The sequence below is a fragment of the Flavobacterium branchiophilum NBRC 15030 = ATCC 35035 genome (genome assembly GCF_002217205.1).
Classification (GTDB): domain Bacteria; phylum Bacteroidota; class Bacteroidia; order Flavobacteriales; family Flavobacteriaceae; genus Flavobacterium; species Flavobacterium branchiophilum.
Genome location: NZ_MUGT01000062.1, coordinates 1 through 13,757 on the forward strand (window position 1 = coordinate 1; position 13,757 = coordinate 13,757).

At 31.0% G+C, this 13,757-nt stretch carries 15 protein-coding genes; all 15 read left to right on the forward strand.

Translation table 11 applies throughout. From position 1 onward, the window contains the following. Positions 1 to 244 (forward strand): transposase (locus B0A58_RS08720; protein ID WP_165766316.1); only part of this gene is annotated, 244 nt, incomplete at its 5' end. Positions 245 to 303: 59 nt separating this feature from the next. After that, complete coding sequence (locus B0A58_RS08725; RefSeq protein WP_089080741.1) at positions 304 to 1,023, forward strand: hypothetical protein; 720 nt, start codon at positions 304 to 306, stop codon at positions 1,021 to 1,023. A gap of 19 nt (positions 1,024 to 1,042) precedes the next feature. Further along, on the forward strand, positions 1,043 to 1,675 hold the full coding sequence (locus tag B0A58_RS08730) for a hypothetical protein (RefSeq protein WP_133063102.1): 633 nt from the start codon (positions 1,043 to 1,045) through the stop codon (positions 1,673 to 1,675). A gap of 5 nt (positions 1,676 to 1,680) precedes the next feature. After that, positions 1,681 to 3,057 carry a PAAR-like protein gene (locus B0A58_RS08735; RefSeq protein WP_089080743.1) on the forward strand — a complete coding sequence of 459 codons (1,377 nt, stop codon included), beginning with the start codon at positions 1,681 to 1,683 and terminating at the stop codon, positions 3,055 to 3,057. A gap of 45 nt (positions 3,058 to 3,102) precedes the next feature. After that, entirely contained in the window at positions 3,103 to 3,894 is a 792-nt protein-coding gene (locus tag B0A58_RS08740; RefSeq protein ID WP_089080744.1) for a PoNe immunity protein domain-containing protein, read from the forward strand. A 92-nt stretch (positions 3,895 to 3,986) separates the two neighbouring features. Continuing rightward, entirely contained in the window at positions 3,987 to 4,760 is a 774-nt protein-coding gene (locus tag B0A58_RS08745) for a PoNe immunity protein domain-containing protein (RefSeq protein WP_089080745.1), read from the forward strand. Positions 4,761 to 5,054: 294 nt separating this feature from the next. Continuing rightward, positions 5,055 to 5,891, forward strand: coding sequence for a PoNe immunity protein domain-containing protein (locus tag B0A58_RS08755; RefSeq protein WP_089080746.1), 837 nt, complete (start codon positions 5,055 to 5,057; stop codon positions 5,889 to 5,891). A 92-nt stretch (positions 5,892 to 5,983) separates the two neighbouring features. Next, positions 5,984 to 6,775: a PoNe immunity protein domain-containing protein gene (locus B0A58_RS08760; RefSeq protein ID WP_089080747.1), complete on the forward strand. Its 792-nt coding sequence runs from the start codon at positions 5,984 to 5,986 to the stop codon at positions 6,773 to 6,775. A gap of 92 nt (positions 6,776 to 6,867) precedes the next feature. Beyond that, positions 6,868 to 7,659: a PoNe immunity protein domain-containing protein gene (locus B0A58_RS08765; protein ID WP_089080748.1), complete on the forward strand. Its 792-nt coding sequence runs from the start codon at positions 6,868 to 6,870 to the stop codon at positions 7,657 to 7,659. Positions 7,660 to 7,751: 92 nt separating this feature from the next. Beyond that, entirely contained in the window at positions 7,752 to 8,516 is a 765-nt protein-coding gene (locus B0A58_RS08770; protein ID WP_089080749.1) for a PoNe immunity protein domain-containing protein, read from the forward strand. Between the two features lie 11 nt (positions 8,517 to 8,527). Then, positions 8,528 to 8,959: a hypothetical protein gene (locus tag B0A58_RS08775; protein ID WP_089080750.1), complete on the forward strand. Its 432-nt coding sequence runs from the start codon at positions 8,528 to 8,530 to the stop codon at positions 8,957 to 8,959. 60 nt (positions 8,960 to 9,019) lie between these two features. Beyond that, a complete protein-coding gene (tssR, locus tag B0A58_RS08780; RefSeq protein WP_089080751.1) occupies positions 9,020 to 11,329 on the forward strand; it encodes a type VI secretion system protein TssR domain-containing protein in 2,310 nt (769 codons plus the stop codon). An 8-nt stretch (positions 11,330 to 11,337) separates the two neighbouring features. Beyond that, the gene (locus tag B0A58_RS08785) at positions 11,338 to 12,084 is read left to right on the forward strand and encodes a DUF5457 domain-containing protein (RefSeq protein ID WP_089080752.1); all 747 of its coding nucleotides are present in this window, start codon (positions 11,338 to 11,340) and stop codon (positions 12,082 to 12,084) included. Between the two features lie 122 nt (positions 12,085 to 12,206). Then, a complete protein-coding gene (locus B0A58_RS08790) occupies positions 12,207 to 12,692 on the forward strand; it encodes a hypothetical protein (protein WP_089080753.1) in 486 nt (161 codons plus the stop codon). Between the two features lie 425 nt (positions 12,693 to 13,117). Continuing rightward, on the forward strand, positions 13,118 to 13,513 hold the full coding sequence (gene tssD / locus B0A58_RS08795) for a type VI secretion system tube protein TssD (RefSeq protein ID WP_089080754.1): 396 nt from the start codon (positions 13,118 to 13,120) through the stop codon (positions 13,511 to 13,513). Positions 13,514 to 13,757: the final 244 nt, after the last annotated feature.

Genomic DNA, 13,757 nt, shown 5'->3' on the forward strand with positions numbered 1-13,757 from the left:
AAAACAAGAAATAAGCCAACCTACGGTAAATTTCAAACAAATTAACAACATCATTCAACAACTAAAATCTGGATTACGAACAATACAAACTCACGTTAGTAAACATCATTTACAAAAATATTTAAACGAATATTTTTATCGATTAAATAGATCAATATATAAAGAAACAATTTTTGATAATCTAATAAAAAGAATGATAAATCACGAATGGGTAGGATGGAAATTAATTGTAGCTCCTAAGTAAGTAACTCGATAAGTTTAATAAATAAAACGGAAAACGAATTAGTCTTTAATTATAAACTGATGGCTCAAAATATGCAAGGCACTGCAAAAATTCATAGTTGGACAGCAGATATGGATGATTTACAGTCCGATTTAGTTTTAGTAACCGATTTAGAAGGTAATTTTAAAGAAATTCATAAATTCATAAACTTGTTTCATAAATGGGAAAACCAAATCTTACCTAAATTAAGAGTGAAGTATGCCAAACATCAACCAGGATTAGATGTTTTGATTGCCGAAACTTCAAAATCCTTAAAAAATAAAGAAGCGTTTATAAAATCATTTGTAGGATATAGTGCGTGGCGATTCTTCTTTCAATCTTGGTATAGACAACACGAAAAAAAAGAGATAAAGCCTATGCTTTTAAAAGGTTATTTCGGAAAAATAGATTTGCCTCTTGTTGTTTCATCGCATACAATGCCTATTTCAGAAAACACACTTTGCATTGAAAATAGTGCAGTATTGGATAAAGATAAATTTGACAGAAAAAGCTTTGCCCGTATGCTCAAAGATTTAACCAATATATACAACATTGACGCCACATTAACGGTAGATATGGAAGAAATCTATGAAATGAACAGCGACGGCTGGCTAGAAAAAGGCGATATGTTTTTAGAAACTGCTGTTACCAATTGGTATGAAGTAGCGACAGCACACCAAATCAAACAAGTAACTAGGGCAGAGCAAGAACTTTTGATTGAGGAAATCAAACAAAAAAACACCAAACAGAGCGTTTTATAAATTAGAAAATATACAAACAATGAATCTAATGACTAAAGACCAAATAAAAACAGGAAACGATTTATACAAATATGTTTTACAACTTCTTGAACAAAAAGACAAGGAAACACAAGTTTTAAGAGAAAATAACCCTTTGTATAGCATAAAAGGCGATGCCATTACGGCATACCCAACCCTGCTCAACTATCTACTTTCTCTTTGGGCAACTGCCGAGAAGTATAAAAATGTAGAAAAAGTAACTTTTTCATTAATAGCCAAGATACTACAAGAAGCCTTTGCCACCCCACCCAAAAAAGTAAACTGGGACGAACTGCTAAAAGAACAATTTATTATGCCTTATACAAGCGAGGCAAACTCACAAGAATACTTTATTGAAATTAGAAAATTTGAATACTTTGAAAAAAGCATGCGAAATGATGTGGTCAGTTTAAAAATGCTCAACACTTATGGAGCAGAAAAATTAGGAGTAAAAATGCACGATAATATTTTTACAGGGAATCAATATTTCTGGAAAAATCATACAACAGAAACATTTTTAGAAAGAGGCACTGCTTTTTTAGAAGATGAAATGGAAGATGGGAGTGACCCTAAATATCCTGTAAGTTGGTTTGATCTAGAAGCTATTTTAAACAACGGACGCTTTGAAGAATAATTATTATGGCAAAAAAATATATCCCCAACAAATCTTGGCTTACTTGTGATAAAGGTAACACCCCCACTCAAATAAGTGTAACCCATAATAACAGAACCAGTATTTATGGCGAAGAACTAACCAGCGAAGCCGATGTAATACCAGGCGAAAACATAAAACCCTTTGGCAAATGCAGTATTACAGGCAACCCGTGTGCTTTTGCCCCCATCTATTGGGACAAATGCAACAAAGGTGTAAAAGTAAACGGCTTTAAACTCGTTTTTGACGACGCCAACCTCCTTTGCCAACAAGGTGGTAAAATAAAAGTAGATTTTAATGTGCCTACAAGTGCTGCCTCCGAATTTTTTGGTTTTACAGGTTTAGGCATTGCTATTCCACAATGGCTTGATTATAGAAATGTAATTAACTATAATCAAAAAGGGATTATATATGATGTAGAAAACGGTAAACTCTCTTTGGTTAGAGACAATAGTGCCTCTGATTATAGACGACATGGCAACTATGGCGAAATGAAATCGAACCAATACTACGATGATAATGCTTTTCGAGACATCAGAAAAGAACACCCTGTAATGGATATTGACAAACCAACTGCCTCGGGTATTGATGGTGCTTACGAAAAAGGAGGAACTTATAGAGTAGACGATGCCAAATATAACACCGCTTCATTACAAAATACTACTAACAGTGGTAGAGAGTTAAGTAAAAATTGGGTTCAAGACCATATTGATAAAGGTGCAATTTCAAATGAGGCTGATAAGTTAGCAATTGAAAGAGCAAATAACAACGGAACACTAGAAAGAGGTGTTAGTAGAACCAATACCGATGGCAGTATGCGTTATGAACCCAGCAACGACACAGGCTACAGAAGAGGTGCTGGAGCAACATCTGAGATGACGCCTAAACCACCCACTAAAGCCTCAAAATTAATCAATGGTGTTCGCTCTTCGGTTCGAAACTCAAAACCTGTTACTGCATTAGCCAATTCCAATTTTTCAAAAACGATACAAGCAAGCAAATCAGCAACCAAAGCTAACAATGCCCTTTGGAAAGCTACCCAATATGTAGAAAGAACCCCTTGGCTAAAGACCACAGGCAAAGTAGTAGGCAAAGGTGCCGTAGTAGTTGGCATAGCCATAGATGCCTTTATGATAGGGAGTGCCTACAACGAAGAAGGAAAATTTGGTAACAAAACCCAGCAAGCCACAGGTTCTGCCGTTGGGGGTGCCGCTGGTGCTTGGGCTGGTGCAGAGTTAGGTGCTATTATAGGTACAGCCATTTGCCCAGGTATAGGTACTGTAATTGGCGGAGTAATTGGGGCTATTGGCGGTGGGCTTATTGGTAGTGGTGCGGGTTCGGCATTGGTAGATTGGATGTTTTAATGAAATATAAATAATTGACAAATAAATTTTTAAAATAATAATATTATGGGATTTTTAGACAAACTTTTTGGGAATTCTCCGAAACAAGAAGAAAAAAAACAAGTAAAATTAAAGCTAAGAGCACAATTTAAAAACGAAAAATATTTTAATAAAGAAATACAATACTTTATTAAAATAATAGAGATTCTAAAGGAAGACAATAAGGAGTATATAAAAAAGCATGGGGCTTTAAGAGGATTTCAATTTGAAAATTTCACATCAAAATACAATAAATTAATAGAAAATTATTATAGTTTAGGTGAACCAATTCAAATCATGCAACCTATTTTTAAAGAGTCTATTGAAAATTTTTCGCAAGCCTGGTCAGAAGATTATCAAGGTTATCCCCTTTTATTACAGATGGTTTCGTTAGGGATATTATTAAAGTCGGACGAAGAAGAATTTAAAAAAATAACCGATTTTCTACACAAAGCAACACAAAGCAATATCGAGGAAATGTGGAAACCAGATAATCTTATCTTTTTTTTAATGGGCGATACCAAAAACAAAAGAAAAGGAGACAAGCCTTATGAAAAATTATATGAAATAACCCAATTACCAAAATTAGAAGCCGAAAAAGCCATCAAAGACTATCTCGAAGTATGGTACAGTTTGCATCAAGCCGACCCTTGGTATAATACACATTTGCGAGATTCGGGTTATAGTGGCTATTGGGCTTGGGAAGTAGCCGCAGTAGTAAAAGTAATGAAACTAAACGATAGTAGTTTCAAAGACAATCCCTACTATCCGTATGATATGGTGCATTGGAATGATAATAATGTTTTGTTGATAGATTAGATGTTTTTAGATTCATCGGTAGTGGGGCAGGTTCAGCATTAGTAGATTGGATGTTTTAATATAAATAAATTTTTAACTTTATAAATATAATTATGGGATTTTTAGACAAATTATTTGGTTCTTCAAAAGAAGAACAAACTCAACACAAACCTCTTTTAATAGTAAGAGCTCAATTTAGAAACGAAAAATATTTTAATAAGGAATTACAATACTTTAATAAAATAATAAATATACTGAAAGAAGATAATAAGGAATATTTAAAAAAGCATGGAAAAATGGATTCTTTTCAATTTTTAAATCTAGCAAAAAAGTATATTTTAATTATAGAGAATAAATACAGTAAGGGTGATTTTATTAAAGAATTGCAACCTATTTTTAAAGAGTCTGTTGAAAATTTTTCGCAAGCCTGGTCAGAAGACTATCAAGGTTATCCTCTTTTATTACAGATGGTTTCGTTAGGGATATTATTAAAGTCGGACGAAGAAGAATTTAAAAAAATAACCGATTTTCTAAACAAAGCAACACAAAGCAATATCGAGGAAATGTGGAAACCAGATAATCTTATCTTTTTTTTAATGGGCGATACCAAAAACAAAAGAAAAGGAGACAAGCCTTATGAAAAATTATATGAAATAACCCAATTACCAAAATTAGAAGCCGAAAAAGCCATCAAAGACTATCTCGAAGTATGGTACAGTTTGCATCAAACTGACCCTTGGTACAATACACATTTACGAGATTCGGGTTATAGTGGCTATTGGGCTTGGGAGGTAGCCGCCGTAGTAAAAGTAATGAAACTAAACGATAGTGGTTTCAAAGACAATCCCTACTATCCGTATGATATGGTGCATTTGGCAAAGTTGTAGGCAAAGGAGCGGTTGTAGTTGGAATTGTAGTAGAGGGTTATCATGTTTATTCTGCCTATCAAGAAGAAGGTGAATTTGGAAAAAAAACTCAGCAGGCTACTGGCGGGGCAGTAGGGGCATTAGCAGGAGGAATTGCGGGTGCTCAATTAGGTGCAGCTATTGGAGTTATTGGTGGTCCAGTAGGAGTAATTGTAGGAGGAGTAATAGGTGGTGCAATAGGCGGAATTGCAGGTAGTAGTCTCGGAAAATCTGTTGTAAGTTGGTTTCAATAATATATAACATAAATTAGTAAGTATGATGTCCTTAAAAAAACTATTTGGTTCAAAAATTAAATCTGAACCAACTAATGAAAAAGTAGATAATGAAATTCCTTTAGAAATTAAAGGTTTAATTAGTAGAGATAAAAAAAGAAACAGTTTATTTTTTTATAATTATTTAAATAAAATAATTGAAAATGGAAAAATGTATGAAAAATTTAAAGACCAATATATCAAGGAGAAAAATGATCTCGCACTAAAAAATATTAGTAGAAACCTTTCTGCTAAAATTTATGTGTATTTAACTCCGTGGTATAGTATGGGGAAACCAATTAATTCAGATTGGCAAAATTTTTATATAGAAAATATAGTATATTATCAATTGTGCATTAGTCAAGATTTAATAAATGGTTCTTACAAACATAGTTTAAAAATTTTGAGCCTCGGTGTTTTATTAGAGATAGATAAAAAAGTATTTGAAATAATTTCAAAACGTTTCCTAGAAGAAAGTTATAAAGATTTTATATTAGATACTTTATTACATAGCCAATATAATGATCATATTATATCAAAATCACTACAGTTTCCAGAGGAAACCTATATTCAAAAGCTTGCTGAAATATTAAATTCTAATTCAAAATTAGAAGCAGAAGTATTAATAAAAGATATTCTTGAGAATTATTTTTATACTAAAGAAAATCTTCAGTCTTCTTATAATACTCACAACACAGAGTTCTATAGTGGTTACTGGGCTTGGGAAGTAGCCGCCGTAGTAAAAGTAATGAAACTAAACGATAGTAGTTTCAAAGACAATCCCTACTATCCGTATGATATGGTGCATTGGAATGATAATAATGTTTTGTTGATAGATTAGATGTTTTTAGATTCATCGGTAGTGGGGCAGGTTCAGCATTAGTAGATTGGATGTTTTAATATAAATAAATTTTTAACTTTATAAATATAATTATGGGATTTTTAGATAAACTATTTGGGAACTCGCCCAAGCAAGAAGAAAGAAAAAAAACAAAGCCAAAGGTGAGAGCATTGCATAGGGATAGTAAGTATTTTCAAGGGCAAATAGATAGGTGTAACCGTTTTATTAAATCAGATAAAGAAAATGAAATAAATTATCTAAAGGAGCACGATAAATTAAGACCAGCACATTATTTAAGTTCAACCAGTATAAGGAATAAAAAGATAGAATGTTTTTATAGTTTAGGTGAACCAATTCAAATCATGCAACCTATTTTTAAAGAATCTATTGAAAATTTTTCGCAAGCTTGGTCAGAAGATTATCAAGGATATCCTCTTTTACTACAGATGGTTTCGTTTGGGATATTATTAAAGTCGGACGAAGAAGAATTTAAAAAAATAACCGATTTTCTAAACAAAGCAACACAAAGCAATATTGAGGAAATGTGGAAACCTGATAATTTAATCTTTTATTTAATCGGAGCAAAAGACAATCAAAGAAAAGGAGGCAAGCCTTATGAAATGCTCTATGAAATAACCCAACTCCCAAAATTAGAAGCCGAAAAAGCCATCAAAGACTACCTCGAAGTATGGTTCAGTTTGCATCAAGCCGACCCTTGGTATAATACACATTTGCGAGATTCGGGTTATAGTGGCTATTGGGCTTGGGAAGTAGCCGCAGTAGTAAAAGTAATGAAACTAAACGATAGTGGTTTCAAAGACAATCCCTACTATCCGTATGATATGGTGCATTGGAATGATAATAATGTTTTGTTGATAGATTAGATGTTTTTAGATTCATCGGTAGTGGGGCAGGTTCGGCATTGGTTGACTGGATGTTTTAACATAAATAAAATTTTAACTTTATAAATATAATTATGGGATTTTTAGACAAATTATTTGGTTCATCAAAAGAAGAACAAACTCAACACAAACCTCTTTTAATAGTAAGAGCTCAATTTAGAAACGAAAAATATTTTAATAAAGAAATACAATACTTTATTAAAATAATAGAGATTCTAAAGGAAGACAATAAGGAGTATATAAAAAAGCATGGGGCTTTAAGAGGATTTCAATTTGAAAATTTCACATCAAAATACAATAAATTAATAGAAAATTATTATAGTTTAGGTGAACCAATTCAAATCATGCAACCTATTTTTAAAGAATCTATTGAAAATTTTTCGCAAGCTTGGTCAGAAGATTATCAAGGATATCCTCTTTTACTACAGATGGTTTCGTTTGGGATATTATTAAAGTCGGACGAAGAAGAATTTAAAAAAATAACCGATTTTCTAAACAAAGCAACACAAAGCAATATTGAGGAAATGTGGAAACCTGATAATTTAATCTTTTATTTAATCGGAGCAAAAGACAATCAAAGAAAAGGAGGCAAGCCTTATGAAATGCTCTATGAAATAACCCAACTCCCAAAATTAGAAGCCGAAAAAGCCATCAAAGACTACCTCGAAGTATGGTTCAGTTTGCATCAAACTGACCCTTGGTACAATACACATTTACGAGATTCGGGTTATAGTGGCTATTGGGCTTGGGAGGTAGCCGCCGTAGTAAAAGTAATGAAACTAAACGATAGCAGTTTCAAAGACAATCCCTACTATCCGTATGATATGGTACATTGGAATGATAATAATGTTTTGTTGATAGATTAGATGTTTTTAGATTCATCGGTAGTGGGGCAGGTTCAGCATTAGTAGATTGGATGTTTTAATATAAATAAAATTTTAACTTTATAAATATAATTATGGGATTTTTAAATAAATTATTTGGCTCTTCAAAAGAAGAAAAAACTCAAAGTACACCTCAAGTTAGGGGAAAATTTAAGAATTGGAAGTATTTTAAAAAAGAAATTGATAGTATTAATAATTCTATTAAAATTTTTAAAGAAGATGATATAGTCTATATAAATACTCATGGTAAACTTTCAGCATTTCATTTTGTAAGCTACACTTTTAAATACAATAAATTAATAGAAAATTATTATAGTTTAGGTGAACCAATTCAAATCATGCAACCTATTTTTAAAGAGTCTATTGAAAATTTTTCGCAAGCCTGGTCAGAAGACTATCAAGGTTATCCCCTTTTATTACAAATGATTTCGTTAGGGATTTTGTTGGAAGTTCCTGAAGCAGAGCATCAAAAAATAAAAGAGTTTATATACAAGGCACACCATAGTACTATAGAAGCTATTTGGAAACCAGATAATCTTATCTTTTTTTTAATGGACGATGCAAAAAACAAAAGAAAAGGAGACAAATCCTATGAAAAGTTATATGAAATTACCCAACTCCCAAAATTAGAAGCCGAAAAAGCCATCAAAGACTACCTCGAAGTATGGTACAGTTTGCATCAAACTGACCCTTGGTACAATACACATTTACGAGATTGGGGTTATAGCGGTTACTGGGCTTGGGAAGTAGCCGCCGTAGTAAAAGTAATGAAACTAAACGATAGTGGTTTCAAAGACAATCCCTACTATCCGTATGATATGGTACATTGGGAAAAATAAATACATAAAAAATGACTGATTCAAATCTAAACAAATCAGAAAAAGTATATTGTGCTTTTTCGCATAAAGGACATATTATTTTACATGAATCAAAAATTGCTTTTTCTAAGGAATTAGAAAAAATTCCAAATGGCGAAAAACTAGAAATAATTAAATATGTAGAAAAAGGCTGGTGTACCATTCAAGGTAAAACCGCAATAGGATATGTAAATTTTGAAGATATTGTAGAAAAAGAAAACCTCCCCTACAAATCTTATCTTGGAAAATCATACACAAAAGAAGAATGGGAACCTTATGAAAAAGAACTATTAAAAAAAGAGAGAGAAATTGAAAAGCAAAAAATCAATGCAATTAAACTTAAAGAAAACGAAGATAATTTTTTGATTTTTATTTTAGTTGTTTTAATTATTATTTCTTTTACATTAGTTTATACGCAAACTTAAAAAAAATCATTTTAAATACACTGAATTTCAAACAGTTAAACACATTTATCAAATAATAATATGACAAACATTCTTTCAAATAAACCCCTATTCTTTTTGCTTCTATTTTCAGTTACTGCATTTTCCCAAATAAAAAGCGGAACAGGAATTGTAAAGGAAAAAGCAATTAATACCTATAATGAGCAAAAGCCAAAAGAAAAACTAAAGAAAACTCCAAAAACCGTTTTTTCCGACCGAGACAATAATGATACTTATCAAGAACCGTATAGTGCTAAAATGAATAGTAAAATAGGTATTGGAAAAGCGATGTATGTCATTGATGAAAACGAAAATTACTATGAAGTAGTTGTTGCCGATGAAAAATTATTGGGCAAACCAAAAGGCATTTTTGCTTTTCTTAAAAGTAAAAAATATCATTTTGCTAATACCAAAGAAGTTAAATATTTGGGTTGGATAAAAAAGGAAAATGTTATTGAATTTAGTGAGCCGCAACAAAATCAAGAGAATCTGAAATATGTAAAATATCTTGTGGCTTCCAACAATTTGGGGAATTTATATCATAGTGAAAAAACAATAGCCAAAAACGAAGTCATTCTTAAATCAAATCCAAATCTTGAAACGGCTTCTAAAAGCAAAATAAATCTGAATGATTTTGTATATGTCTATAAAATCAATACCACTCACAAATCGGCTTTTGTTTCTAATTTTGATAATCTTGTTGCAAAAGATACGATAAATCAAAAACGAGGCTGGATTTCCTTAGAGTATATCACACCTTTGGAAGACAATGTGGTATTGAAATTAGAGCCCAACGACACCCTAAAATGTAGTTCAAAAAACCAACGATTTGTTGGAAATCAACTATTTAAAAACACCTTGTTTGTCAATGAAAATCAAACTTCTACAACTTTGAATTTTGAAAAAACAAACCAGCTGCTATTTCCCATAAACGTTTGGAATCACGAAAAAAATAAAATCACCAATCTCAAAGGCGATGATATTTTGATGAGTACCATTGCCCAAATTGAAGAGCAAAGCAAAACAATAAATTTATTTTATATTTTTGATAATGATTCAAACAACAAACAGCAATTAAAAAAATTATTAGCTTCTATTCAAAATTTAAAAATTTCTATCGAAAAAGAAGCATTTTCAAGCTATCATTTTACCTTTTCTTTTATTGCAAAAGGCAGAAAAAGTTACTATTTACTAAAATCAAAATCGTTTTCAAAATGGTTTGATTTAATTGAAAAAAGCATCAAATCGCCCAATGAAATTCCAACTGAAAACAGTTTGGAAAACAATAATTCTATCAATCAATTTTTGTCTGATGAAGCTAATTTTGAAAACAATTTTTTCATTGTTGTTGGTGCAAATAATGCCATTAACTCACTTTTACCCGATGATGTAAACAAATTGACCAAAAACTCAACAAAACTACTTTTTGTTACATTAGAAAACAAAAACACACCTGAAATCCAAGATTTTATATTGCAAAATAAAGCGTATTTGAATTTAGCAAGCAGTCAAAGTAAAAAGTTTATTCAAAATTATTATGTAGATCAAAAATTGCTCATCGAAAATGACGAATTTGCTTTTTCAGATGAGTTTGATAACTCTTATATTTTTGATGCTCCAAAGAAAAGTAATTTTAACGGTGGTATTGTTTTTCCAAAATTAGATAACGAAATCAATCCAAAATCAGTAAACACCGCAATTGATTCTATATTGGTAAAAACTATAAAAACCAATCATTTACACCTAAAATCATTACGAGATTACAGAAGCGAGTTTAGCTTTTTGCGAAGTATTCCAAGCCATAAATTGAATGAGTTATTAAAAAATGTTGCCGTAAAAGATGCTATTTCCAATGAAATTCCAAAAAACTACAAAAACGAAATTTTTCTATACAAAGCAACTGATACAATAAATTCAACTTTTGAAAACAAACTCTGTTTACTGATGAATAAAGAAGAAATAAAAACGTTGATAGAAAACTATCGAGATTTGGTTGTAAAAGATTACACACAAGAAAACACCAGCAAAGAAATTATAAAAGACTTTAGAAAAAAGTTGAAAAATTTTGTAAAAAACCAAAACGCAACTACAAAAGTAAAATATAAAAATACACTTGCCGATTTGTTTTTCAATAAAACAGGAGTATTTGTAAACAGTTTAAAATTGCATGAAACAACAATCAAAGACGTTAAAAAATTAAAGAAAAATCCAACTGATTTTAGGTCTTTATTTATGGAATTAAATCAAAAATTAGAAACGCTCGAAACCATGCAACGCAACGATACTTTCGAGATTTTCAATGAAGATGCTGCTGTTAAATATTACTATGTTCCAAAACACCTTTTATTATAATTTTTAAAATGAAAAAAGAAATACAACCCAAGCCATTACACGAAACTATTTTAGAGCTATTTTATTTTGAAAGCAAAGAAAAGCCATGTAAACTAACTAAAAACGAAGTGTTTTGGAAATTCAAAGACCCAAGCGTGTCCGAATTTCAAATAGAAGAAGTATTAAATTGGTTGGTACATCATAAAAAATTGAATGAAAATTTAGGTTATTATACTTTAGATAAATATGAAGCCATAGAACTTGAAGAACGCATCAAAAAAGAACGAGAAACCATTAGAAAAGAAGCCAATTCTATTTTTTATACCAATAGTTATAGTTTGAAAAAACCTAAAATTGCCGAGATATTTGTGCATTATATAGCTCCTACATTACTCCTTTCATATACTTTTTTTATACTATTTTTGATTAACAAACTCAACACCAGTTTTGAATTGTCGGTAGAAAAATCAGAAAATTTTAACGAGGTTTTCATTGCCGAGCCTAAATCGGGATATTTTGGTAAGAAAAAAGCATTGTCAGACAAAGAAGTAAAGTATTTATTCAAAAATCAACAGCAAAACATTGTCTATCTCAACAAAAACATAGATACTTTGCAAAAACAAGTTACCAAAATAAATGAAATCCATTCCAAATCAACTAATGAAATCCATCAGCAAATAAAAATCCTCCACAACCAAGTACATGCCATACTTTTTCATTTGTCTATTTTATTAGTTGGATTTATTTTGTTGTTTTTCCTTAAAAATATTCTATAAAAAAAATTGCTAGTTCAAAATAAATTTATATATTTGATACATAATTAAAGGAGAATCTTTTTCTTCACAAAAGCTAATCAAAAAAAGGTATTTTATTTCAAATTGTTTTTTAAAATTATTTTATGTCTAATATAACCACAATAGGAGCTTTAGAAGCTCAAAAAAGTAGCACTGAAAGATTAAATTTAGGAAACAAACTCCTTTCAGGTGGAGAAGATATTTCAAGGTACAATATGGGAGTTTGCCATGATGTGGTCGCTTATACAATATATATGTTGAGACCCTCAATTAGCCCCTCTAATTTGGTAGTACTCAAAGGTCAAGAATGGCTAACAAGATTTAATTATTTGGAACAAGGCAAAGAGTGGAATGGAGATCCTTTTTTAGAGAGAGGAAAAGCAATAGGCTTTTATCGACTCGTTGATAAGACATTTTTTCATTCTGCTATAAGTACAGGATTTGGAACAGAAATTAGATCTGTTAATGGGCTTACTTTAGGAGCAAGTTGGTTGTTTCCCTCAAATTTAAGTTCTTTAGGAACAAGGAGTGCTGACGGAACATATAGACATGATGGAACAAACATAAAAGTTTATATATCCTCATTATAGTAAACACTTTTTTTCTGAATATTTATTTTAGCTAATAATGCCTTGCTCACTATTTTAAATCCATTCTCTTTTGGGTACTATAAGTCGTATCCAAAAGGGCTTGGATAACTAAAAATCCTCCACAGCCAAGTACATGCCATACTTTTTCATTTGTCTATTTTATTAGTTGGATTTATTTTGTTGTTTTTTCTAAAAAATTTCCACTAAAAAATTTGCTAGTTCAAAATAAATTTTTAAATTTGACACATAATTGATTGCGAATCCTCCTCTTCTTCACAGAAGCTAATCAAAAAAAGGTATGAAAATACAAAAAAGAGGTATTCTAAATTCAATTAGAGTACCTCTTTTTTTGTTAATACTAGTCCATAAAAGAAAGAAAGTACTCCAATTAAATCATTTTTTTAACAATTTTAAATTAAATTATCATGGCATTTAAAGCACTATTAGAAATCGAAGGAAACGAGTATCAAGTATTATTTTCAAAAGTAGATATGACCCGTCACGTGGACGGAAAAGGGTGTGTTTCATCAGAAGTAAAAGGCGGTAGAGTTAATGTAAGAGTAAAATCGACAGACAATACTACTATTATTGAACAAGCAGTAAACAGCCAACACAAACCTGTTTCAGGAAAAATTAAATATTTCAAAGCAGATTCTGAACAAGTAATGAAAGAATTGGCCTTTGAAAACGCTTTCATTGTGTTTTTCAGCGAAGTGTTAGACGCTTTGGCAGAAACGCCAATGACTACCGAAATTACTTTCTCGGCAGAAAAAATTACTTTAGGTAACGCTACTTTAGACAACAACTGGGCTAGAGTATAGTCGTAAAGTCGAAAGTCAAAAGTCATAAAGTGGAAAAAATCAAGAATTACTCCTTAATTATGTTAATCCCTTAATGGTAAAAAGGAATCAACTTTAAACTTGAAACTTAAAATGTAAAAAGCAGTTACTAGTGCTGCTTTTTGTTTTTTTTTATTTAATACCTATAAAATAGTCCAATCTACTTGTTCTTTTTTGCTAAAATGAGTCAAAAAAAATAGTTCCGTAGCCCAGCTATGCAACGATT

Coding starts and splice junctions, on each gene's coding strand:
- B0A58_RS08760 (WP_089080747.1), top strand. CDS start 5,984: ATGGGATTTTTAGATAAACTATTTGGGAACTCGCCCAAGCAAGAAGAA.
- B0A58_RS08770 (WP_089080749.1), top strand. CDS start 7,752: ATGGGATTTTTAAATAAATTATTTGGCTCTTCAAAAGAAGAAAAAACT.
- B0A58_RS08775 (WP_089080750.1), top strand. CDS start 8,528: ATGACTGATTCAAATCTAAACAAATCAGAAAAAGTATATTGTGCTTTT.
- B0A58_RS08785 (WP_089080752.1), top strand. CDS start 11,338: ATGAAAAAAGAAATACAACCCAAGCCATTACACGAAACTATTTTAGAG.
- B0A58_RS08735 (WP_089080743.1), top strand. CDS start 1,681: ATGGCAAAAAAATATATCCCCAACAAATCTTGGCTTACTTGTGATAAA.
- B0A58_RS08745 (WP_089080745.1), top strand. CDS start 3,987: ATGGGATTTTTAGACAAATTATTTGGTTCTTCAAAAGAAGAACAAACT.
- B0A58_RS08755 (WP_089080746.1), top strand. CDS start 5,055: ATGATGTCCTTAAAAAAACTATTTGGTTCAAAAATTAAATCTGAACCA.
- tssR (WP_089080751.1), top strand. CDS start 9,020: ATGACAAACATTCTTTCAAATAAACCCCTATTCTTTTTGCTTCTATTT.
- B0A58_RS08790 (WP_089080753.1), top strand. CDS start 12,207: ATGTCTAATATAACCACAATAGGAGCTTTAGAAGCTCAAAAAAGTAGC.
- tssD (WP_089080754.1), top strand. CDS start 13,118: ATGGCATTTAAAGCACTATTAGAAATCGAAGGAAACGAGTATCAAGTA.
- B0A58_RS08740 (WP_089080744.1), top strand. CDS start 3,103: ATGGGATTTTTAGACAAACTTTTTGGGAATTCTCCGAAACAAGAAGAA.
- B0A58_RS08765 (WP_089080748.1), top strand. CDS start 6,868: ATGGGATTTTTAGACAAATTATTTGGTTCATCAAAAGAAGAACAAACT.
- B0A58_RS08725 (WP_089080741.1), top strand. CDS start 304: ATGGCTCAAAATATGCAAGGCACTGCAAAAATTCATAGTTGGACAGCA.
- B0A58_RS08730 (WP_133063102.1), top strand. CDS start 1,043: ATGAATCTAATGACTAAAGACCAAATAAAAACAGGAAACGATTTATAC.